18 protein-coding genes are annotated in these 21839 nt (G+C 74.1%); 7 read left to right on the forward strand and 11 right to left on the reverse strand.

What is annotated here, in order from left to right; translation table 11 throughout:
* Window positions 1-1284, forward strand: a complete 1284-nt coding sequence (locus EV384_RS14975) for a nucleotide sugar dehydrogenase (protein ID WP_130333902.1) — start codon at window positions 1-3, stop codon at window positions 1282-1284.
* A 203-nt stretch (window positions 1285-1487) separates the two neighbouring features.
* Window positions 1488-3236: a CDP-glycerol glycerophosphotransferase family protein gene (locus EV384_RS14980; protein ID WP_130333904.1), complete on the forward strand. Its 1749-nt coding sequence runs from the start codon at window positions 1488-1490 to the stop codon at window positions 3234-3236.
* 57 nt (window positions 3237-3293) lie between these two features.
* On the opposite strand, the gene EV384_RS14985 is transcribed toward EV384_RS14980, so the two are convergent.
* Both EV384_RS14985 and EV384_RS14990 read right to left on the reverse strand, forming a co-directional pair.
* The gene (locus EV384_RS14985; RefSeq protein WP_130333906.1) at window positions 3294-3833 is read right to left on the reverse strand and encodes an acyltransferase; all 540 of its coding nucleotides are present in this window, start codon (window positions 3831-3833) and stop codon (window positions 3294-3296) included.
* Window positions 3834-3995: 162 nt separating this feature from the next.
* Window positions 3996-4334 (reverse strand): DUF952 domain-containing protein, encoded by a 339-nt coding sequence (locus tag EV384_RS14990; protein WP_130333908.1) that lies wholly within the window; start codon window positions 4332-4334, stop codon window positions 3996-3998.
* 96 nt (window positions 4335-4430) lie between these two features.
* On the opposite strand from EV384_RS14990, the gene EV384_RS14995 reads away from it, so the two are divergent.
* From EV384_RS14995 to EV384_RS15005, 3 genes are all read left to right on the forward strand, one after another.
* Window positions 4431-4748: a hypothetical protein gene (locus tag EV384_RS14995; RefSeq protein ID WP_242624071.1), complete on the forward strand. Its 318-nt coding sequence runs from the start codon at window positions 4431-4433 to the stop codon at window positions 4746-4748.
* A 108-nt stretch (window positions 4749-4856) separates the two neighbouring features.
* Window positions 4857-5513, forward strand: coding sequence for a response regulator transcription factor (locus EV384_RS15000; protein ID WP_130333910.1), 657 nt, complete (start codon window positions 4857-4859; stop codon window positions 5511-5513).
* A 9-nt stretch (window positions 5514-5522) separates the two neighbouring features.
* A complete protein-coding gene (locus tag EV384_RS15005; protein ID WP_130333912.1) occupies window positions 5523-6962 on the forward strand; it encodes a sensor histidine kinase in 1440 nt (479 codons plus the stop codon).
* Here the strand turns inward: EV384_RS15005 and EV384_RS15010 are convergent.
* From EV384_RS15010 to EV384_RS15025, 4 genes are all read right to left on the reverse strand, one after another.
* A complete protein-coding gene (locus EV384_RS15010) occupies window positions 6959-7867 on the reverse strand; it encodes a TAXI family TRAP transporter solute-binding subunit (RefSeq protein ID WP_130340577.1) in 909 nt (302 codons plus the stop codon). The two genes, EV384_RS15005 and EV384_RS15010, sit on opposite strands and share 4 nt — an antisense overlap.
* A gap of 99 nt (window positions 7868-7966) precedes the next feature.
* Window positions 7967-8629: a hypothetical protein gene (locus tag EV384_RS15015; protein WP_130333914.1), complete on the reverse strand. Its 663-nt coding sequence runs from the start codon at window positions 8627-8629 to the stop codon at window positions 7967-7969.
* Window positions 8630-8723: 94 nt separating this feature from the next.
* Window positions 8724-9521 (reverse strand): peroxide stress protein YaaA, encoded by a 798-nt coding sequence (gene yaaA / locus EV384_RS15020; protein WP_130333916.1) that lies wholly within the window; start codon window positions 9519-9521, stop codon window positions 8724-8726.
* 22 nt (window positions 9522-9543) lie between these two features.
* Window positions 9544-11193, reverse strand: coding sequence for a hypothetical protein (locus EV384_RS15025; RefSeq protein WP_423202956.1), 1650 nt, complete (start codon window positions 11191-11193; stop codon window positions 9544-9546).
* 121 nt (window positions 11194-11314) lie between these two features.
* Between EV384_RS15025 and EV384_RS15030 the strand changes: the two genes are divergently transcribed.
* Entirely contained in the window at window positions 11315-12355 is a 1041-nt protein-coding gene (locus EV384_RS15030) for an App1 family protein (RefSeq protein WP_207232329.1), read from the forward strand.
* A gap of 51 nt (window positions 12356-12406) precedes the next feature.
* Here EV384_RS15030 and EV384_RS15035 read toward each other — a convergent pair whose 3' ends face one another.
* The 5 genes from EV384_RS15035 to glgA all read right to left on the reverse strand — a co-directional run bounded on the left by EV384_RS15035 (window position 12407) and on the right by glgA (window position 20525).
* Entirely contained in the window at window positions 12407-12967 is a 561-nt protein-coding gene (locus EV384_RS15035; protein ID WP_130333922.1) for an isochorismatase family protein, read from the reverse strand.
* A 315-nt stretch (window positions 12968-13282) separates the two neighbouring features.
* Complete coding sequence (locus EV384_RS35370) at window positions 13283-14515, reverse strand: hypothetical protein (protein ID WP_207232330.1); 1233 nt, start codon at window positions 14513-14515, stop codon at window positions 13283-13285.
* A gap of 570 nt (window positions 14516-15085) precedes the next feature.
* Complete coding sequence (gene glgB / locus EV384_RS15045; protein WP_130333924.1) at window positions 15086-17197, reverse strand: 1,4-alpha-glucan branching protein GlgB; 2112 nt, start codon at window positions 17195-17197, stop codon at window positions 15086-15088.
* Entirely contained in the window at window positions 17185-19278 is a 2094-nt protein-coding gene (locus EV384_RS15050) for an alpha-1,4-glucan--maltose-1-phosphate maltosyltransferase (RefSeq protein WP_130333926.1), read from the reverse strand. Before EV384_RS15050 ends, glgB begins: the two co-directional genes overlap by 13 nt.
* Before the next feature lie 38 nt (window positions 19279-19316).
* Window positions 19317-20525, reverse strand: coding sequence for a glycogen synthase (gene glgA / locus EV384_RS15055; RefSeq protein ID WP_130333928.1), 1209 nt, complete (start codon window positions 20523-20525; stop codon window positions 19317-19319).
* Between the two features lie 72 nt (window positions 20526-20597).
* Between glgA and glgC the strand changes: the two genes are divergently transcribed.
* On the forward strand, window positions 20598-21830 hold the full coding sequence (gene glgC / locus EV384_RS15060; protein ID WP_130333930.1) for a glucose-1-phosphate adenylyltransferase: 1233 nt from the start codon (window positions 20598-20600) through the stop codon (window positions 21828-21830).
* The last annotated feature ends 9 nt before the right edge of the window (window positions 21831-21839 follow it).

Genomic DNA, 21839 nt, shown 5'->3' on the forward strand with positions numbered 1-21839 from the left:
ATGAACATCTGCGTCGTCGCGCTGGGAAAGATCGGTCTGCCGCTCGCCGTGCAGTTCGCCTCGAAGGGGCACCGGGTGATCGGTGCCGACGTCTCCGAGCGGGTCGTGCGGCTGGTCAACGACGGGGCCGTGCCGTTCCCGGGTGAGACCGACCTGGACGTCAAGCTGAAGGAGGCGGTGGCCGCCGGGCTCCTGTCGGCCACCACCGACACCGCCGCGGCGGTCGCCGAGTCCGAGGCGGTCGTCGTGGTCGTCCCCCTCTTCGTGGACGCCGACGGGGTGCCGGACTTCGGCTGGATGGACGACGCCACCCGGGCCATCGCCGCGGGCCTCAAGCCGGGCACCCTGGTCAGCTACGAGACCACCCTGCCGGTCGGCACCACCCGCAGCCGCTGGGCGCCGATGCTCGAGGAACGCTCCGGGCTCACCGCGGGCAAGGACTTCCACCTGGTCTTCAGCCCGGAGCGGGTGCTCACCGGCCGGGTCTTCGCCGACCTGCGCCGCTACCCGAAGCTGGTCGGCGGCATCGACGAGGCGTCGGCCGAGCACGGCGTGCGCTTCTACGAGGCGGTGCTGGACTTCGACGAGCGCGCCGACCTGAACCGCCCGAACGGCGTCTGGGACCTTGGCTCGGCGGAGGCGTCCGAGCTGGCCAAGCTCGCGGAGACCACCTACCGGGACGTCAACATCGGCCTGGCGAACCAGTTCGCCCGGTTCGCCGACACGGTGGGCGTCGACGTCACCAAGGTGATCGAGGCCTGCAACACCCAGCCGTACAGCCACATCCACTCGCCGGGCATCGCGGTCGGCGGGCACTGCATCCCGATCTACCCGCGGATGTACCTGTGGAACGACCCGGCCGCCACGGTCGTGCGCTCGGCCCGCGAGGCGAACGCCGCCATGCCGGAGTACGCGGTCGACCTGCTCGCCGCCGCCTACGGCGACCTCACCGACGTGGGCGTGCTGGTGCTCGGCGCCGCCTACCGGGGTGGCGTCAAGGAGACCGCGTTCTCCGGCGTCTTCCCGACCGTCGAGGCGCTGCGCGCCCGGGGCGCCAAGCCGTACGTCTCCGACCCGATGTACACCAATGAGGAGCTGGTCGCGCACGGCCTGCCGGGCTACGACGGCGAGCCGCTCGGCGCGGCCGTGATCCAGGCCGACCACGCCGAGTACCGCACCCTCGCCCCGGCCGACCTGCCGGGCGTGACGGTGCTGGTCGACGGCCGCCGGGTCACCGACCCGGCCCGCTGGACCGGCGTCCGCCGGGTGGTCATCGGCGGCTGACCCGCCCGCCCGCCAGTGGGCCCCGGCCGGTCGGCCGGGGCCCACTGCGTTGCGCGGCCCGCCCGACACCGACTGTGACCAGCGCCATGACCCGTTGGTCCACCGGACACCCCGGCAATACTTGAAGTACTTGCCAGGTTGAGGCCGCAGCTGCCCGGGTATCGGACGAGATCGTTACCGGTGGGCAGACAGGGAGCGTGTCGTTGTTCAGCAGAGCACGGAGCCAGCAGGGCATCGCCACGGTCGGCGCGGTGCTGCTGGCCTACGGGGTCATGGTCCTGGCCGGCGTCCTCGGCTGGGTGATCCCGTTCGCGGTCGCCGGGCTGGTCGCCATCGCCGGTGAGTTCGCCCTCGCCACCCGGTTCGCCGCGACCGGCGAGCTGTTGGAGAAGGGCGGGCTCGGGCTGGTCTGGCGGCAGCTCACCCGGGACCTGTCGGTCGTCCTGCTGACCGTCAGCGCGGTCCGCCCCGGCGTGGGCGCCACCGTCGCGGTCATGCTGCTGCCCGCCGTGCTCTGGGCCCTCGCGGTCGGCACCGGCGCCCTCGCGGTGCTGGGCGAGCGGCGGGCCGCCGCCCCGGCCCTCACCCGCAACATCGACCTCGACGGGTCGCGCCGGGTGCCGGCCCCGCCGGCCTGGGCGCGCCGGATCGAGGGCGACCAGCTGCCGCTGCTCAACGTGCTGCTCGTGCCGGCGGCCGTGCTGGCCGCGCTGACCGACCGGGTGACCCCGGTGGTGGTCACCGGGCTGGTCACCCTCGCCGTGGGCGCCGCCACTGCGGCGGTGCTGGCGCTGAGCTGGCTGCGCGGCCGGGGCCGGACGCCGGGAGTGCTGCCGGCGCTGCACGCCTGGCTGGCCCGGGAGCGGCCCGAGGTGGCGCTCTACTTCGCCGGCCCGGCGAAGGACGTCTACCAGGCCAACATGTGGCTCGCCCCGATCGAGGCGGCCGGGCACCGCGCGGTCGTGCTGCTGCGCAGCGAGGACGCGTTCCGCGAGCTGGCCGACACCCGGCTGCCGGTGGTCTGCGTACCGTCCGGCGTCGACTTCATGAACCTCGACCTGAGCAGCATCCGGACCGCCCTGTACGCGGCGAACGTCGGCGCCAACATCCACATGCTCCGCGAGCCGGGCATGAAGCACGTCTTCGTCGGGCACGGCGACAGCGACAAGCAGGCCAGCGTCAACCCGTACAGCAAGGTGTACGACGAGGTCTGGGTGGCCGGACCGGCCGGCCGGGAGCGGTACGCCCGGGCCGGGGTGGGCGTGCAGGACCGCGACATCGTGGAGATCGGCCGGCCGCAGCTCGCCGGGGTGCACACCTTCGGCTCGGCCGAGGCCGACCCCACCTTCACCGTCCTCTACGCCCCCACCTGGGAGGGCTGGCTGGACGACGACCCGTACCACACCTCGCTGGTGCTGATGGGGGAGCGGATCGTCACCGGGCTGCTCGCCGCCGGCGGCGTGCGGGTGATCTACAAGCCGCACCCGCTGACCGGCACCCGGTCGAAGAAGGCCGGCGCGGTCCACGACCGGATCGTCGCCCGGATCCGGGCCGCCGGCGGGGACACCGACGCCATCTCGCTGGACGGCACCGCCCACCTGGTGGTCACCGGCCGCACCCCGGCCCTGTTCGACTGCTTCAACGCCACCGACCTGCTGATCAGCGACGTCTCGAGCGTGGTCTCCGACTTCGTGCAGAGCGAGCGGCCGTACGTGGTGGCCAACCCGGCCGACCTGCCCGAGGACGAGTTCCGCCGAACGTTCCCCACCGCCCGGGCGGCGTACCTGCTCTCGTCGGACTGCGGCGAGCTGGAGAAGATCCTCGCCGTCACCCCGGCCGGGGACGACCCGATGACCGAGGCGCGGCGGGAGCTGAAGGAGTACCTGCTCGGACCCGCCGGGGTGAGCCCGATGGACCGGTTCCGGGCGGAGATCGACCGCCTCTGCGGCTGACCCCGCGTACGCGGAAACAGGGGGCGACGGCGGCGGCCGTCGCCCCCTGTCGCGTGCTCAGCCCCGCTGCGGCGGGTTGTCGACGTCCCGGGAGATGACCTCGCCCCGCTCGTCGACCCAGCCCTTCGGCCGCGCCGGGTTGCCGGCCACCAGCTGGTACGGCTGGACGTCCTTCGTCACCACCGAGCCGGCGGCGATCATCGCGAACTCGCCGACCTCGATCCCGCAGACCAGGGTGGCGTTGGCGCCGATCGAGGCGCCCCGCCGGACCAGCGTCGGGGTGATCTTCCAGTCCGGGTTCTGGGCGCGCGGGCGGAAGTCGTTGGTGAAGACCGCGCACGGGCCGACGAAGACCTCGTCCTCGATGGTGACGCCCTGGTAGACGGAGACGTTGTTCTGGATCTTCACCAGGTCGCCGACCGTGACGCCGGCGTCGACGTACACGTTGCGCCCGATGACGCAGCCGGCGCCGACCTGCGCGGTCGAGCGGATGTGGGCCAGGTGCCAGACCTTGGTGCCGTCGCCGACCTTGGCGCCCACCTCCACGTCGGCCGTCGGGTGGACGAAGACAGGGGACCGGTCGTTGGTGTCAGTCATCCTTCAACTCGCATCGTCGCAGGGCGCGTCGTCGCGCCGTCGGTGCCGTGTCGGGACCGCGCCGGCTGACCGCCGCGGCCCGCGCGGGCCAGGACCGCCCGGCCGCCCCGGGCTCTCGGTGCCGAGGCCGGGGCACGGGCTCGGCGTAGCATAACGAGCCCGTCAGCCAAGCAGCGCCGCCACCGCGTCGGCGGCCGGCGTGTCCGCCGGCAACGCCTCCGCCGCCACCACCGCGTCCACCGGCAGCACGCCGTAGAGGTGCGGGAAGAGCGCTCCGCCCCGGGACGGCTCCCAGCGCAGCGCGCCGCCCAGCCGGTCCGGGTCGACGGTGAGCAGCGTCAGCCCGGTGACCCCGCCGAACACCCGGCGGGCGGTCTCCACCACCTGGTCCGCCCCGGAGAGGTGGATGTACCCGTCCTGGTGGTCCATCGCGGTGCCGCTGAAGTGCCCCGCGCCGCGGGCCTGGTCCCACTCGTCGGTCGACAGAATCTTGTAGATCATCACTGCAGCCTAGGGCGGGCGCGACGGTGCGTTCACCGGTACCGCCCCGACCGGGCCCGCCCAGCCGGCATGCTCGGATGCGACAGGTGCGGAGGGATGGCGATGACGAGCTACGACGAGGACTGGACCGACGGCCAGCGGGCCGTCTACGACGAGTGCCACCAGGCCGGCACCGAGTGGGCCGGCGACCCGGCCACCCCCAGTGAGGACGTGCAGCACGTGATCAACCTGGCGGAGGCGGACGACGACACCTTCGGCGACGCGGAGACCGACTTTCCGCCGCTGGTCGACGCCGTGACCCAGGCCACCGGGGTGAATGTGACCAGCGTGCCCGCCAGCCACCACGATCCCGGCTTCCGGGGCTTCGTCGACGGGGTCCGGGACGCCACCGCCGACGAGGTCTTCGGGCTCTGACCCGGGGGGTGCTCCCCGGGCCGTCGCCGGCCAGGGTGCCCAGACTCCCGCCGCGCGGGCCCGTCTGCCACCATTCGTGGGCAGCACGTCGAGGGGTTGGGGGCACGGGTGCGGATCCTCCTGGTCGAGGACGACCGTCGGGTGGCCGCCGCCCTGTCGTCCGCGCTCACCCGACGCGGGTACGAGGTGGAACACGCGGCCACCGTCGCCGCCGCGCTCTCCGCCGCCCCCTGCGACCTGGTGCTGCTCGACCTGACCCTGCCCGACGGCGACGGCACCGACCTGTGCCGGGAGCTGCGCCGGCGCAGCAGCACGCTCGGCATCATCGCGGTGACCGCCCGCGGCGAGGAACGCGACCGGGTGCTCGGCCTGCGGCTCGGCGCGGACGACTACGTGGTCAAGCCGTTCTCGATGGTGGAGCTGCAGGCCCGGATCGAGGCGGTGCTGCGCCGGGCGGCCCACACCGCCCCGGAGCGGAACCTGATCGAGGTTGGCGTGATCCGCATCGACGTGGGCGGGCGGACGGTGAGCGTGGCCGGTCGACCGGTCGCCCTCACCCGCAAGGAGTTCGACATCCTGGTCTCCCTCGCCCGGCAGCCCGGGGTGGCCGTCCCCCGGGACCGGATCCTGCTCGACGTCTGGGGCACCACCTGGGCCGACCGGCACACCGTGGAGGTGCACGTCGGCTCGCTGCGCGGCAAGCTCGGCGACCCGACCCTGGTGGAGACGGTCCGTGGGGTCGGCTACCGGCTCCGCGGCGAGTGAGGAGGCCGGGTGCGTCGTCGGCTGGTGATCAGCTACCTGCTGCTGATGGTGCTGGTGCTCCTGGCGCTGGAGACGCCGCTGGCGGCCACCCTGGCCAGCCGCGAGACCGACCGGGTCCGCGCGGACCGGCTCGCCGACGCCACCCGCTTCGCCTCGCTGGCCGGTCCGGCGCTGCGCGGCGGGGGACCCGGCCCGCTCGACGGTGAGCTGGGCGCCTATGACGAGCTGTACGGCATCGGCGCGGCGGTGGTCGACCGGGACGGCCGCACGGTGGTCGCCTCCACGAGCTGGCGACCCGGCCACGGCACCGCGTCGGCGCTGGACACCGCGCTCTCCGGGCAGCAGTTCAGCGGGCCCGAGTCGGTGTGGCCCTGGGCGGACGGGCCGGTGGTGGTGGCGGTCCCGATCAACGACGGCGGCGAGGTGCTGGGGGCGGTGGTGACCGCCACCCCGGTCGACCGGGTCCGGCGTACCGTCACCTCCTGGTGGCTGCTGCTCGCCGGGATGGGCCTGCTCGCGGTGCTGGCCTGCGTCTCCACCGCGTTCGGGCTGGCCGGCTGGGTGCTGCGCCCGGTCACCGAGCTGGACGCGGTGACCCACGAGATCGCCGAGGGCGACCGGGGCGCCCGGGTGCGCCCGCGGCTGGGCCCGCCGGAGCTGCGCCGGCTCGCGGCCAGCTTCAACAACATGGCCGACGCGGTCTCCGACGTGATGGACCGGCAGCGCGCCTTCGTCGCGCACGCCAGCCACCAGCTGCGCAACCCGCTGACCGCGCTGCGGCTGCGGGTGGAGGAGCTCGGGCCGAGCCTCACCGACCCGGACGGCCGCGCCGAGCACCGCCTGGCGCTGGAGGAGACCGACCGGCTGGCCCGGGTGCTCGACGCGCTGCTCACCCTGGCCCGGGCGGAACGCGAGGAGAACCAGCGGGTCACCGTGGACGCCGCCGAGCTGGCCGCCTCCCGGGTGACCGCCTGGCAGCCGCTGGCCCGGCACCGGTCGGTCGCCCTCCGGCTGGTCACCGTCGACGCCCCCGCGTACGCCCGGACCGTCCCCACCGCCATCGACCAGGCGCTCGACGCGTTGATCGACAACGCGGTGAAGTTCAGCGGCGCCGGGGGAGAGGTGACGGTGAGCGTCCGCCCGGCCGACGGGGGCACCGCCCTGGAGGTGCGGGACACCGGCCCGGGCATGACCGCGAGCCAGCTCGACCAGGCCACCGAGCGGTTCTGGCGGGCCCCGGACGTGCAGAACGTCGACGGCGCCGGGCTGGGGCTCACCATCGTCGCGGTGCTGGTGGACGCCTCGGACGGCCGGCTCACCATGCGCCAGGGGGAGCCCCGGGGGCTGGTCGCGGAGCTGTGGTTCCCGGCCCCGGAGGAGGTCGGCGTCGACGAGGTGGGCGCGGCCGGGGCCGGGTCCGCCGAGCCGGTCGGCTCCGACGCCGGTTAAGGCTTGCTCGACCGGTACCAGGCGGCGGCGCCGGGATGCAGCGGCAGCGGGGTGGTGGCGATCGCCGAGCGGGGGCTCATCCGGCCGGCCGCCGGGTGGGCGGCGGCCAGCTCCGCCCGGCGCTCCATCAGCAGCCGGGTCACCTCGCGGACCAGCGCCTCGGGCAGGTCGGCGCGGACGATCAGGTAGTTCGGGTTCGCCACCGTGCTGACCGGCGGCACCCCGTACACCGACCGGGGGACGTCCCGGGTCACGTAGACCTGCCCGTACCCGCGGCGCAGCGGCTCGGTCCACTCCCCTAGGTCGACGATCCGGACGGCGGTGGCCGCGGCCAGCTCCTCGACGGCGCGTACCGGCAGGCCGCCGGAGAAGAAGAAGGCGTCGATCCGGCCGGCGCGCAGCGCGGCGACCGAGTCGTCCAGGCCCAGGTGCTCCTGCCGGACCTCGTCGCCGCCGAGCCGGGCCACGTCCAGCAGCCGGGTGGCGGTGACCTCGGTGCCGGAGCCCTCCGCGCCCACCGAGACCCGCCGCCCGCGCAGGTCGGCCAGCGTCCGCACCGGCGCCCCGGCGGTGGTGACCAGGTGCAGCAGGTCGTCGTAGACCCGGGCCACGGCGAGCACGCCGGGCTGCTCCGGCGGCGCGGTCGGCAGCACGTCGGCCTGGCTGAAGCCCAGTTCGGCCTGGCCGGACCCGACCAGCCGGACGTTCTGCGCGGAGGCGGCGGTGACCACCACGCTGGCCCGCACCCCGGGCAGCTCCCGGTTGAGCACAGCCGCCAGCGACTGCCCGAAGGCGTGGTAGACCGCGGTCGGGCTGCCCGTCGCGATCCGGATCCGCACCGGCTCGGCGCGCTCGTCCCGGCACCCGCCGACCCCGGCCAGCGCGGTCACCAACATCAGCACCATCAGCGGCGCGGCGGCCCGGCGCGGACCGCGGACAGACCAGCTACGGCTCACGGGCTGCACTGTGCGCCGTGCACGCCGCCGCGCGCAAGCCCGGCCGGGTCAGCAGGCGGGGCCGAGGGTGACGCTGTCCAGGATCCGGTCCCGGTGCGGGCCGTGCGCGACGCTCACCACGAAGCAGCCGGCGCCCGGCCGGAGCAGCGCCGGGACGTCCAGCAGGGCGGCGCCGCGGACCAGCACCGCCGCCAGCTCCCGGTCGGTCAGCCGGACACCGAGGATGTGCCGGCGGACGTGCCGGCCGCCGGCCAGCAGCGCCGAGCGCCAGGCCGCGGCGGCCAGCCGGGGACGCCACACCCGCCGGGCGGTGGACGCGCCGGGCACCGGCCCGCCGAGCAGTTCCCGGCGGCCCTGCCGCCAGCCGGCCTCCAGCAGCGTCGCGTACGCCGACCGGTGCTCCCGGGGCACGTACAGCCGGTGCAGCTCGTACCGGCGGCGCAGGCCGCCGGTGGTCAGCTCGTGCTCCACCGGCACGTCGAGCCGGCCGAGCAGCTGCCGCATCCGGTGCGCCGCGTCCTCCCGGTTGAACTCGGCGACCCCGCCCCGGTACGTCACGACGGTCGGGCGGCGGCCGTCGGTGGCCGGCGGCGGGGTGCAACGGACCAGGCAGGCGACCTCGAACGCGTCGGTCAGGGTCAGCCAGTCCAGTGGTGGCGGTGTCGACGGCAGGCGGGGCCGGTCGAGCAGGGTGGTGGGTTCGAGGGCCATCGGACCGCTCCTTGTCGGCGTCGGGTCCCCTAACCGTGGCCCGGTCGCGGGTGCGGCGAAACCGGTCCGCGCCAGCCTTGAGCAAAACTTGCGGCTACAGCTCCGTCACCACCACGTCGAGCTGGCGCGGTCGGCCGGCCGCGACGGGCTGCTCCTCGACCGTGTACTTGAGGTCCCGTAGCGCGCCGACCAGGCTGTCGGCGGTCCGCGGCCGGACCCCGGCGGTGAGCAGGTCCCGGACCAGGCGACCCTTCGTCGCCTTGTTGAAGTGGCTGACCACCGCGCGGGTCGGCACCCCGTCGACCGTCCGCTCGTGCAGCACCCGGACGGTCACCGTCCGGTCGGCCAGCTCGCCCCGCGGGGCCCAGGTCGCCGCGTACGCCCCGGAACGCAGGTCCAGCACCGGACCCGCCCCGGCGGCCGCCGACATCGCCGGGCCCAGCGCCCGCCGCCAGTACGCCGACAACGCGCCGACCCCGGGCAGCCGCGCCCCGACCGGGCACCGGTACGGCGGGATCCGGTCGGTGAGCCGGACGGCGCCCCACAGGCCGGAGCTGATCAGCACCGACCGGCGGGCGGCCCGCTCCGCCGCGGGCGGCAGCGTGGCCAGGTCGAGCGCCTCGTAGAGCACCCCGGTGTAGATCCGGCCGGCCGGCGCGGTGGCCGCCTCCCGCAGCCGGGCGTTGCGGCGCAGCTCGCCGCGCTGCCCCTCGCTGAGGCCGAGCGCCGCCCGGGCCGCCGCCTCGTCCGGGCCGGCGCAGAGCGCCACCAGGGCGGTCAGCACCTCCTCCCGGGCTTCGGTGAGCTCCGGCAGGGAGAGCCGGGACGGGTCGAGCCGCCGGCCGGTGCCGGCGTCGGCCTTCCCCTCCGAGGGCGGCAGCAGGATCAGCACCGGGTCAGCGTACGGCCCGGGCTCAGCGCCAGGGCCGCACGGCCGCCTCCGGGTGGTACACGCGATACCCGCCGACCTCGCTGACGACGGCGGCGTCGGCCCGGTCGCCGAGCAGCCGGCGCAGCCCCCGCTCCGCCGACGACCCCACCGCTAGCACGTACCCCGGCCGGTCCGCCCGGCCCACCCGCTTCCAGTACGCCGGGTAGCGGTTCTGCCCCGGGGTCAGGTTGCCGTCGAGGACCCCGCAGACCACCGCCTCGCCGGTGTTGAAGATCAGTCGATTGCAGGTCCAGTAGTCGCCGTACACCTCGCGCAGGCCGGCCCCGCGCACCGCGTCGGCCAGCTCGCGGGCCTGCCGCTCCTCCGCGCGCAGCGAGCCGGCGTCGGCGACGAAACGCCCGGTGGCCGCCACGGCGGTGCCGGTGAGTACGAGCAGCGCCACCGTTGCCACCGCGCCGCCGAGCCGGCGGGCCGCCGCCGCCCCGTCCCGCCCGGGCCGGCCCGCCGCCCCGGCCGCGCCCCGCCGGACCCGGGTCGCCGCCAGCCAGAGCGGCCAGAGCACCGCCGGCAGGGAGATCTGCAGCACCGACAGGTAGCGGGAGTTGGCCAGCGGGTCGGTCGCGGCGAGCGGGCTGCGGACGTACGCGAGCAGGGTCAACCCGGCGCCGGCGACCAGGGCGAGCTGCGCGACCGCCCGGACCCGGTCGGCCCGGTGGCCGGCCCGCCGGTACGCGACCACGGCGAGCAGCGCGGCGGCCACCAGCAGCACCGGGTAGAGCAGCCCGAACCACTGCTGCCAGCGGGCGCAGCCGTCCATCGGGCAGAGCCCGGAGGCCAGCGGCACCCCCTCCAGCAGCCCGCCGCGCAGCCGCTCCGACCAGGGTGGCACCGGCCCGGCCTTGGTGCTGATCTCCCGGAACACCGACAGCGAGTCCTGCCCGTCCGGGGCCACCAGGTTGTCCTTGACCATCGGCGACACCCCGAGCAGGAACCCGGCCACCAGCAGCACCCCCGGCCAGCCCACCAGGTCGCGGGGCGCGGCCCAGACCAGCAGCAGCCCGGCCGCCACCAGGTACGGCACGATAAGCCAGTCCGACCAGAGCGCCGCCCCGGCGAGCAGCCCGAACAGGCCGGTGGCCAGCCAGCGGTGCCGGACCCGGCGCTCGGCGAGGGCCACCGCGATCAGCAGCATCGCCACCACCGCCGGCTTCACCTCGGGCCGGCCGCCGACCACGGTCAGCTGGTCCCGGACCACCCGCTCCGAGCCGAGCGCCAGCACGCCGACGACCAGGACGGCGAACCACGGGGAGCAGAGCCGGCGGGTGAGGCGGTACATCAGCCAGAGGAAGAGCGCGTAGAGCACGAGCAGCGGCAGCCGCAGCACCGGCCAGCTCGGCCCGGCCAGCCCGATCAGGGGCGCCGCCAGGTAGGACTCCAGCACCCCCATGTAGCGCTGGCCGTAGAGGAAGACCGGCCGGTCCCGGCCGGCGGCGATGTGCATCGCGGCCAGGCCGAACGTCGCCTCGTCGCTGTTGGAGGCGGGCAGGGTGAGCAGGGTCAGCACCAGCCGGTAGCCGACCCCGGCCAGCCCGAGCAGCAGCGCGACGAGCGCCGGCCGGTCGAACGCCGGGCGCCACCGCCCCGGGTCCTGCACTGGTGTCGACACGACCACGCCCCCGTCGTCGTCCCGACCGCAGTTTGTCACGGTGACGACCGGCGGCGAGGTGGATCGGCGGAGTTCACCCGGGCCGCCTCGCGTGGCCGCTCTCGCTCAGGTGTGGCAGGGTTGCAGCGTGCCACCCACACCCGCTGGCCAACTGGCCGTACCGAACCTGCACCGGGCCGCGCGGATCGAGGACGCCGTGCACAACCTGGTGGAACGCCGGCTGCGGCGCACCGGGTGGAAGGTCAACATCATCGCGTACGCCGGTTACGGCGGCCCGGGCTGGGCGCGAGTGCTCTGCCGGGTGCTGCTCGGCCGGCCGGACACCCGCCAGCAAGGCCGGCTGGAGAAGGTACGCGGCTGGCGCAGCTTCGCCACCCTGCCCGCCAAGCACGCCACCATCACCATCGAGGCCGGCGGCGTACGGCACGAGGCGACCGCCGACCGCAGCGGATTCGTCGACACCGTCATCGAGGCCGACTTCGCCCCCGGCTGGGCCTGCGTACGCCTCAGCGTGGCCGACGCCGAGCCGGTCGAGGCGCTGGTCCGCATCCTCGACCCGGACGTCCGGTTCGGCATCCTCTCCGACATTGACGACACGGTCATGGTCACCGCGCTGCCCCGGCCGTTTCTCGCCGCGTGGAACACCTTCGTCCTCGACGAGCACGCCCGGGCCGCGGTGCCCGGCATGGCGGTGCTCTACGAGCGGCTGGTCACCGCGCACCCCGGTGCACCGGTCTTCTACCTCTCCACCGGCGCCTGGAACGTCGCCCCGACGCTGACGAGGTTCCTCTCCCGGCACCTGTACCCGGCCGGACCGCTGCTGCTCACCGACTGGGGTCCGACGGCCGACCGCTGGTTCCGCAGCGGCCGGGAGCACAAACGGGCCACCCTGGCCCGGCTGGCCCGGGAGTTCCCGGACGTGCGCTGGCTGCTCATCGGCGACGACGGCCAGCACGACCAGGAGATCTACCGCGAGTTCGCCGCCGCCCACCCGGACAACGTCGCCGGGGTGGCGATCCGCCGGCTCTCACCCACCCAGTCGGTGCTCGCTGGCAGCCTGCCCGCGCCCGCGGGGCGCCCGTCCTCCGGACCGGTCGGGCAGAAGTGGCTCTCCGCGCCGGACGGCGCCGGGCTGTGGAAGCTGCTGCGGGAGGCGGGCCTGGTCTGACGCGGGCCGGTCCGACGCTCGACCCGGCCCGCGCCCACGTCGTGTGCGGCGTCAGGACGTGGCGCCGAAGTCGGCCGTCTTGGTCTCGACCGTCCCGGCCGTCCGCCCCGGCGCCGTCTGGTAGGTCCAGTACAGGTTCGTGTGCGCGATGACCTGGTCCGGCGGCGGCGCCCCCCACGACGTCTTGTCCCCGGTCGTGTGGGCGTCACCGACCAGGGTCGCGTCGTATCCCCTGGCGAACGCGCCGTGGAGCGTCGAGCGGATGCACGCGTCGGTCTCCGCGCCGACGACGACGAGCCGTCCGACGCCGAGGCCCGACAGCACCGTCTCAAGGGTGGTGTCCTCGAAGGAGTCGCCGTAGTTCTTCTCGACCAGCGGCTCGGCGTCGCCCGGAGTCAGCTCGGGGACGATCCGCCAGCCGTCGCTGCCCCTGGCGAGATGCTCGTCGGAGTGCTGGACCCAGACGACGGGGACCCGCTCCTGCCGCGCCTTCTCGACCAGGCTGGCGATGTTCGCGACGACGGCGTCGCGCTCGTGAGCCCCGTTGACGACGTCGTTCTGCACGTCGACCACGAGGAGTGCGGTGTTCGGCCGGTTCTCGAGTGTGGCCATGATCTCCCCCTACGCACGCTGAGTTCCTGCGACCACCGACGCTAGTCCCACCCACCGACAGTGGACAGGAACGAGCTGAACCAGCCGGCGGGGCGCGTGCTGCCACGAGACGTCGATCGCCCTCGCAGCGGGTGCCACCGCCCGGTCCTGGCGGCGGAGCCGGTCGACCGGCGGGGCAGCGCCGTGAACATGCGGGCCAGCGTCAGTGTCGGACCGGGGAACCTCCGGGTGGTCTGCGCCTTCGACGAGCGCATCCCGCCCGGAGGTTCTCCTGGGTCGACCGCCCACCGTCACCAGCGTCCCCGCCGCATACACCTAGTTCGCGCCGGCGCCGACCAGACCGCCGTCGGCGTTCATGCCGGCACCGGCGTCCATGCCACCGTTCTGCGCGCCGTCACCTGCCATGTCGCCGTGGCCGGCCATGCCGGTGCCGGCCTGCTGGTCGTCGCCGGCGTTGCCCGCGCCGGGTTGCTGGCCGGCACCGCCCTGCTGGTCCGCGGCGTCGCCGGCGGAGCCGGCCGCCTGCCCCGGGCCGGCGGGGATGTTCGCGCAGCCCGGCACGCTCGGGTCGGCCACCAGGTAGCCCGACTCGCCGCCGCCCCGAGCCGCCTTGCCGCGCGACGTGTCCTGTGCGTTGCCCTGGCCCTGTGCGTTGCCCTGTCCTTGCGCATTGCCCTGGCCCTGTGCGTTGCCCTGTCCTTGCGCGTTGCCCTGGCCCTGTGCGTTGCCCTGGCCCTGTGCGTTGCCGTGGCCCTGCGCGCCGGGCTGCGCCTGCGCCGCATCCTGGCCCTGTGCGGCGCGCTGGTCCCGGGCGGCCTGGCGTGCCGCGCGGACCTGCTGCGCGATCGCCCGCAACTGCTGGATGCGGACGCGGATCTGCTGGAGCCGGTTCGCGATCCGCTGACCGGCGTTGCCCACCTGCTGCCCGCCGGCATCCTGCTGCCCGTTCGCGCCGCCCCCGGCCTGCTGGCCGTCCGCGCCGCCACCCTCCTGGTCGGCAGCCTGCTGGCGGTCCGCGTCGGCCTGCTGCCCACCAGCCTGCTGGCCGTCCGCACCCTGCTCTCCGCCGGCCTGCTGGCCCTCCGCACCCTGCTCTCCGCCGGCCTGCTGATCGGCCTGCTGATCGCCGGCCTGCTGGGCGGCGCCCGCCTGCTGGTCCGCGGCTGCCTGCCGGGCCGCGCGGGCCGCCTGGACGATGCCGGCGATCTGCCCGATCAGCCCGCCGACCGCGTTGATGATGCCGGCCGCCTTCCCCGCGCCGCCGGCGGCGCCGCCGCCCTGCGCCGCGCCGCCCTGGGCAGCGCCCCGTGCGATGTCCCGGATGCCGCCGAAGAGCCCGCCGAGCCGCTTCACCCGGGCCTCGGTGGCCGCCGGATCGACCAGCTGACCGGACCGCTCACCGGTCATCTCCTCCGTGACCGCCCACGCCTGGTCCAACTGCGTCGACATGGCCACCTCCCAGGGGACGCTCGGGCAGGCCGCACCGGCCACGTCCACCGTCCCGTCGCAGCCGGCCGCCGCCCGGCGCTGCTGGATGAGGTCGACCACCGCCTGCCGGTTGGCGATCCGGGCCGCGAGTTCGCGTCCGGGTTCCGCCGCTGGTCCGCGATGAAGGTCAGGTTGTTGCGCAGCGCGCCGTCCAGGCCCTGGCAGTTCTCGGCGGCCTGCCCGGTCCCGGTCGCCACCGCGAAGGCCGCGCCGGCGGTCACCGCCAGCGCGACCCCGCCAGCGATCTTCCGGTTCCGGGACGACGTCGCCGTCCCCCGCCTCCTGGTTGTGCCTCTGCTCCACGCCATCGAAGCTCCTCCGCCTCGTCGTCCACGGGTGTCCGGCATCCGTGCAGCGGTACGGGCGGACGGCCGGCACCGTTCATGAGGGACGGTGATCGGGGCGGCATGTTCGACGCAGGGTGTTCCTCACCCGCCGGATTGGTCACTCTCCGCACAGGCATGCGGGATCGTGGCGGCCAGCTCCGCGAGCTGGCGGTATCCAACAGGCCGCCATGCCGCTGGATCGGCGACCTGGAGTGGATCAAGAGATGGCAGGCCGGGTCGCCGGGTCGACCGGCCCGTTGCGCCGGTCAGGCAAGCGACGGGGGTGGATCGGGGACAAGACCCGTTACGGCCGCTCGTCGCGGCGCAGCCAGAGCACGCCGAGCGGGGGCACCCGCAGCGGCGCCGAGGCGACCATCCCGTGCCAGGGGACGTCCTGGGCGTGCACCGTGCCGAGGTTGCCCACCCCGGAGCCGCCGTAGTGGTGCGCGTCGGTGTTGATCACCTCGGTCCAGGTGCCGCCGGCGGGCAGGCCGACCCGGTACTCCTCGAGCGGCAGGGCGGAGAAGTTCGCCACGCAGACCAGGGTCGCGCCGTCGGGGGCGATCCGGATGAACGAGACGGCGTTGTTGGCGACATCGTCCCCGGCGATCCAGCGGAACCCGGCCGGCTCGGTGTCCTGCGCCCAGAGCGCCGGGGTGGCCCGGTACGCGGCGTTGAGGTCGGCCACGAGGCGCTGCACGCCGGCCCGGGCCGGGTCGTGGGTGAGGTACCAGTCGAGGCCGCGCTCCTCGCTCCACTCCCGGTCGTCGGCCAGCTCGCAGCCCATGAAGAGCAGCTGCTTGCCCGGGTGCGCCCACATGTACGCGAGGAGCGCCCGGACGTTGGCCAGCTTCTGCCAGGTGTCGCCGGGCATCTTGCCGACCAGCGAGCCCTTGCCGTGCACCACCTCGTCGTGGCTGATCGGCAGCACGTAGTTCTCGCTCCAGGCGTACGCCAGGGAGAAGGTGAGCTGGTGGTGGTGATGCTGCCGGTAGATCGGGTCCTTCGAGGTGTAGAGCAGGGTGTCGTGCATCCAGCCCATGTTCCACTTGAAGCCGAAGCCCAGGCCGCCCTCGGCGGTGGGCCGGGTGACGCCCGGCCAGGCGGTGGACTCCTCGGCGACCATCACCACCCCGGCGTGGTGCTTGTAGACGGTGGCGTTGACCTCCTGGAGGAAGGCGATCGCCTCCAGGTTCTCCCGGCCGCCGTACCGGTTGGGCAGCCACTGCCCCTCCTGCCGGGAGTAGTCCAGGTAGAGCATCGAGGCGACCGCGTCGACCCGCAGCCCGTCGACGTGGAACTCGTCCAGCCAGTAGAGGGCGTTGGCGACGAGGAAGTTGCGCACCTCGCGGCGGCCGAAGTCGAACACGTACGTGCCCCAGTCGGGGTGCTCGCCGCGGCGCGGGTCGGGGTGCTCGTAGAGGGGGGTGCCGTCGAACCGCGCCAGGGCCCACTCGTCCTTCGGGAAGTGCGCGGGCACCCAGTCCAGGATGACGCCGATGCCGGCCTGGTGCAGCCGGTCCACCAGGTGGCGGAAGTCGTCCGGGTCGCCGAAGCGGGAGGTGGGGGAGTAGTAGCCGGTGACCTGGTAGCCCCACGAGCCGCCGAACGGGTGCTCCATCACCGGCAGGAACTCGACGTGGGTGAAGCCCAGCTCGGTGACGTACGCGGTGAGCTGCTCGGCCAGCTCCCGGTAGTCGAGGCCGGGGCGCCAGGAGCCGAGGTGCACCTCGTACACGCTCATCGGCTCCTGGTGCGGCTGCCGCTTCGCCCGCCGCTCCAGCCAGGCCGCGTCGTGCCACTGGTACGTCGAGTGGTGCACCACCGAGGCGGTGGCCGGTGGCACCTCCGCGTACGCCGCCAGGGGGTCGGCCTTGTCCCGCCAGTGCCCGTCGGCGCCGAGGATCCGGTACTTGTACCGGGCGCCCACGTGCGCGCCGGGCACGAAGATCTCCCAGACGCCGCTGGCGCCGAGGGAACGCATCGGCCAGCCGTCGTCCGGCCCCCAGCCGGTGAAGTCGCCGACCACCCGCACCCCGCGCGCGTTCGGCGCCCAGACGGTGAACGCGACGCCCTCGTCGAAGACCCGCGCGCCGAGCGCCTCCCAGAGCCGCTCGTGCCGCCCCTCGCCGATCAGGTGCAGGTCCAGGTCGCCCAGCGTGGGCGGGTAGCGGTACGGGTCGTCGTGGGTGGCACCGTCCACCTCGACCCGGTAGTCGAGCACCTCGCCCGGCACCACGGTCTCGAAGACGCCGACGTCGTGCACCCGCTTCGTCGGGTGCCGCTCGTCGCCGACGAGGATCGCCACGTCGGCGGCGCCCCGGCGCATGGTGCGGATGGTGGTGCGCCCGTCGGCGGGGTGCGCGCCGAGGACGGCGTGCGGGTCGTGCGTCTCGCCGGCGATCAGCTCGTCCATCGTGCGTCGTCCTTCACAGCCGGTGCGGTCGGGGCGGTGCCGCCCGAGAGGTCGGCGGGTACGTCTTCGACGGTCAGCCCCGGCGCCGCCGGCATGGCCGGTTCCGGGCCGGACGCGGCCGGGCGGCGGACCGTCAGCACGTGCGCGGGCTGCAGGTACGGGTCGAGCCGGACCGCGTTGCGCTGCCCCCAGTCGTAGCTGGCGCCGGTCAGCTCGTCGTGCACGGTGAACCGCTCGTGCCAGTCGAAGCCGAGCGCCGGCATGTCCAGCGTGGTGTTGCCCCACTGCACGGTGTGCGAGTCGAACGAGCAGACCACGATCACCGTGTTGCCGGTCACCGGGTCGTGCTTGGACCAGCAGAGCAACGCCGGGTTGTCGATGTCATGGAAGCGCAGGTTGCGCAGCTGGTGCAGGGCCGGGTTGTCGCGGCGGACCCGGTTGAGGGTGGCGATGAACGGCGCCAGGGAGCGGCCCTGCGCCTGCGCGCCCGCCCAGTCCCGGGGGCGCAGCTCGTACTTCTCGTTGTCCAGGTACTCCTCGGCGCCGGGGCGGGCGACGTGCTCGAAGAGCTCGTAGCCGGCGTACATGCCCCAGGAGGGGGAGAGCAGCGCGGCCAGCACCGCCCGGATCTTGAACATCGGCGGGCCGCCGTGCTGCAACGACTCGTGCAGGATGTCCGGCGTGTTCGGCCAGAAGTTCGGCCGCATGTAGTCGGCCGCGGCGATCAGCTCCTCGCAGTACGCCCGCATCTCCACCGCCGACGTGCGCCAGGTGAAGTAGGTGTACGACTGGGTGAAGCCGATCTTGCCGAGCCCGTGCATGATCGCCGGCCGGGTGAACGCCTCGGCCAGGAACAGCACGTCCGGGTCGACCTGCTTCACCTCCCGGATCAGCCAGTGCCAGAAGTCGAACGGCTTGGTGTGCGGGTTGTCCACCCGGAAGATCCGGATGCCCTCGCCGACCCAGTGCAGCACCACCCGCAGCACCTCGGCCCGGATGCCCTCCGGGTCGTTGTCGAAGTTCAGCGGGTAGATGTCCTGGTACTTCTTCGGCGGGTTCTCCGCGTACGCGATGCTGCCGTCGGCCCGGGTGGTGAACCACTCCGGGTGCTCGGTCACCCAGGGGTGGTCCGGGGCGCACTGCAACGCCAGGTCCATCGCCACCTCCAGGCCCTGCTCGGCGGCGGCGGCGATGAACTCGCGGAAGTCCGCCGGCGTACCCAGGTCGGGGTGGATGGCGTCGTGGCCGCCCTCGGCGGCGCCGATCGCCCACGGCGAGCCGACGTCGTCCGGCCCGGCGGTGAGCGAGTTGTTGCGGCCCTTGCGGTTGACCCGGCCGATCGGGTGGATCGGCGGCAGGTAGAGCACGTCGAAGCCCATCGCCGCGACGCCGGGCAGCCGGTCCGTCGCGGTGACGAAGGTGCCCGACCGCGCCGGCTCGTCCACGGTGGCCGGGACCGCCCCCTCGGAGCGGGGGAAGAACTCGTACCAGGCGGAGAAGAGCGCCCGGGGGCGGTCCACCCAGAGCCGGTGCTCCTCGCCGGTGGTGACCAGCTCCCGGACCGGGTGGTCCCAGAGCAGGTCGGCCAGGTCGAGGGCGGGGGTGACCCGCCCGGGCAGTGGCAGCTTGGCGTCGCGCAGCGCCCTGGCCGCCGCACGGACCCGGCCCCGGTCGGCGGCCGGTACGAGGTCGAGCGCCGCCTCCAGCACCCGGGCGCCCTCGGCCAGGTCGTTGGCCAGCTCGGCCGGGCCCTGGCCGGCGGCGATCTTCTTGGCGACTGCGTTCTGCCAGGTCAGGTACGGGTCCTGGAAGGCCTCGACGGTGAAGACCCAGTCGCCGACCGCGTCCGGCCGGATGGTGGCGTGCCAGCGGTCCTGACCGGGCTCGCCGGGGCGCATCCGGGTGAACGGGCGGGCCGCGCCGTCCGGGCCGAGCCAGACCACGTTGCAGCCGAGCGCGTCGTGCCCCTCACGGTAGGCCCGGGCCGACACCGGCACGGTCTCCCCGACCACCGCCTTCGCTGGGTAGCGACCGCAGGAGACGACGGGGGAGACGTCTTCGATCGGGAACCGTCCAGTCACCCCGTCAACCTACTGCGCGAGATCGCTTCGCGCTCGGGTCAACCTGCCGCTCCCACCGACCGGTACACCTCCATCGTGCGGGCGGCGATCGCGTCCCAGGAGAAGTGCTCGACGGCCCGCCGGCGGCCGGCCCGGCCGAACTCGACGGTCCGCGCCGGGTCGGCCAGCAGCTCGTTGATCGCCGCGCCTAGGTCGGCCACGAAGCGCTCCGGGTCCAGCGGCCGGCCGCTGCCGTCGGTCGCCTGCTCGATGGGGACCAGCAGGCCCGTCTCGCCGTCGGCGACCACCTCGGGAATGCCGCCGGTGGCGGTCGCCACCACCGCCGTCTCGCAGGCCATCGCCTCCAGGTTGACGATGCCCATCGGCTCGTAGACCGACGGGCAGACGAAGATCGTGGCGTGGGTGAGCACCTGGATCACCTCGTGCTTGGGCAGCATCTCGGCCACCCAGACCACCCCGGACCGGTTGGCCCGCAGCTCGGCCACCAGCCCCTCCACCTCGGCGGCGATCTCCGGGGTGTCGGGCGCGCCGGCGAGCAGCACCAGCTGGGTGTCGGGGGGCAGGTCGCGGGCCGCCCGCAGCAGGTACGGCAGGCCCTTCTGCCGGGTGATCCGCCCCACGTACACCACGCTCGGGCGGGCCGGGTCGATGCCGAGCCGGTCCACCACGTCGGTGTTGTGGTCCGGGGCGTACTGCCTGGTGTCGATGCCGTTGTAGACCACCCGGACCCGGTCCGGGTTCACGGCCGGGTACGCGGTCAGCACGTCCCGCTTCATCCCCTCGCTCACCGCGATCACCGCGTCGGCGCTCTCCACGGCGGTCCGCTCGCACCAGGAGGAGAGCGCGTAACCGCCGCCGAGCTGCTCGGCCTTCCACGGCCGCAGCGGCTCCAGGCTGTGCGCGGTGACCACGTGCGGCACCCCGTGCAGCAGCTTCGCGGTGTGCCCGGCCAGGTTGGCGTACCAGGTGTGGCTGTGCACCACGTCCGTGCCGGCGCAGCCGGCCGCCATCTCCAGGTCCACACCCATGGTGCGCAGCGCGGCGTTCGCGCCGGTCAGGCCGGGCGGTTCGGCGTACGCGGTGACGCCCGGCTCGGCGCGCGGCACGCCGAAGCAGTGCACCCGGACGTCGGCGAGCCGGCGCAGCTCGCGGGCCAGGTACTCGACGTGCACCCCGGCGCCGCCGTACACCTCCGGCGGGTACTCCCGGGTGAGCAGGTCAACGCGCAGGCGAGCGGATTCCGTCATGCCCCCGCACCCTAGTGCAGAAGTCCGCCCGTACGAGTGGTGAAGTCGCAGCCGGGTGGATAGCGTCTGAGCATGGCTGCCAAGGTGCTCGCGATCGTCCTGGCCGGCGGGGAGGGCAAGCGCCTGATGCCCCTGACCACCGACCGGGCGAAGCCGGCCGTCCCGTTCGGCGGGATGTACCGCATGGTCGACTTCGTCCTCTCCAACCTGGCCAACGCCGGCTTTCTGAAGATCGTCGTGCTGACCCAGTACAAGTCCCACTCGCTGGACCGGCACGTCACCCAGACCTGGCGGATGTCGACGATGCTGGGCAACTACGTCACCCCGGTGCCGGCGCAGCAGCGCCGCGGCCCGTGGTGGTTCGCCGGCTCGGCCGACGCCATCTACCAGAGCTTCAACCTGATCAACGACGAGCAGCCGGACCACGTGATCGTCTTCGGCGCCGACCACATCTACCGGATGGACCCGCGGCAGATGGTGGAGGACCACATCGCCTCCGGGGCCGGAGTGACGGTCGCCGGCATCCGCCAGCCGCTGTCGATGGCCGACCAGTTCGGCGTGATCGAGGTCGGCGAGGACGGCCGGCGGATCCGGGCGTTCCGCGAGAAGCCCACCGACGCCGTCGGGCTGCCCGACGCGCCGGACCAGATCTACGCCTCGATGGGCAACTACGTCTTCAGCACCGGCGCGCTCTGCGAGGCCGTCGAGCGCGACGCGGAGGACAAGACCAGCAAGCACGACATGGGCGGCAGCATCATCCCGATGCTGGTCGAGCGCGGCGAGGCCAACGTCTACGACTTCAAGGACAACGAGGTGCCGGGCAGCACCGACCGGGACCGCGGCTACTGGCGCGACGTGGGGACCCTCGACTCCTTCTACGACGCCCACATGGACCTGATCAACGTCCACCCGGTGTTCAACCTCTACAACTTCGACTGGCCGATCTACAGCAACCAGCCGCCGTACCCGCCGGCGAAGTTCGTCCACCAGTGGGGCGAGCGGGTCGGCCGGGCGGTCGGCTCGATGGTCTCGCCGGGCGCGGTGATCTCCGGCTCGCTGGTCGAGAACTCGATCGTCTCGCCCAAGGTGAAGGTGCACTCCTGGGCGCACGTGGACGGCGCGGTCCTCATGGAGGGTGTGGAGATCGGCCGGCACGCGGTGGTCCGCCGGGCCATCCTGGACAAGAACGTGTACGTCCCCGAGGGCGCCGAGATCGGCGTCGACCTGGAGAAGGACCGCCAGCGCTACACCGTCTCCGACAACGGCATCGTCGTCATCGGCAAGGGCCAGCGCGTCGAGCCCTGAGCCCGCCCC

This window comes from Micromonospora kangleipakensis (genome assembly GCF_004217615.1).
GTDB classification, from domain to species: Bacteria; Actinomycetota; Actinomycetes; order Mycobacteriales; family Micromonosporaceae; genus Micromonospora; species Micromonospora kangleipakensis.

What these genes read in the sequence shown, in the direction of transcription:
- EV384_RS14975 (WP_130333902.1), top strand. Translation starts at nt 1, where the DNA reads ATGAACATCTGCGTCGTCGCGCTGGGAAAGATCGGTCTGCCGCTCGCC.
- EV384_RS14985 (WP_130333906.1), bottom strand. Translation starts at nt 3,833, where the DNA reads ATGACTGACACCAACGACCGGTCCCCTGTCTTCGTCCACCCGACGGCC.
- EV384_RS14990 (WP_130333908.1), bottom strand. Translation starts at nt 4,334, where the DNA reads ATGATCTACAAGATTCTGTCGACCGACGAGTGGGACCAGGCCCGCGGC.
- EV384_RS14995 (WP_242624071.1), top strand. Translation starts at nt 4,431, where the DNA reads ATGGCGATGACGAGCTACGACGAGGACTGGACCGACGGCCAGCGGGCC.
- EV384_RS15010 (WP_130340577.1), bottom strand. Translation starts at nt 7,867, where the DNA reads ATGGTGCTGATGTTGGTGACCGCGCTGGCCGGGGTCGGCGGGTGCCGG.
- EV384_RS15015 (WP_130333914.1), bottom strand. Translation starts at nt 8,629, where the DNA reads ATGGCCCTCGAACCCACCACCCTGCTCGACCGGCCCCGCCTGCCGTCG.
- EV384_RS15035 (WP_130333922.1), bottom strand. Translation starts at nt 12,967, where the DNA reads ATGGCCACACTCGAGAACCGGCCGAACACCGCACTCCTCGTGGTCGAC.
- glgB (WP_130333924.1), bottom strand. Translation starts at nt 17,197, where the DNA reads ATGGACGAGCTGATCGCCGGCGAGACGCACGACCCGCACGCCGTCCTC.
- glgA (WP_130333928.1), bottom strand. Translation starts at nt 20,525, where the DNA reads ATGACGGAATCCGCTCGCCTGCGCGTTGACCTGCTCACCCGGGAGTAC.
- glgC (WP_130333930.1), top strand. Translation starts at nt 20,598, where the DNA reads ATGGCTGCCAAGGTGCTCGCGATCGTCCTGGCCGGCGGGGAGGGCAAG.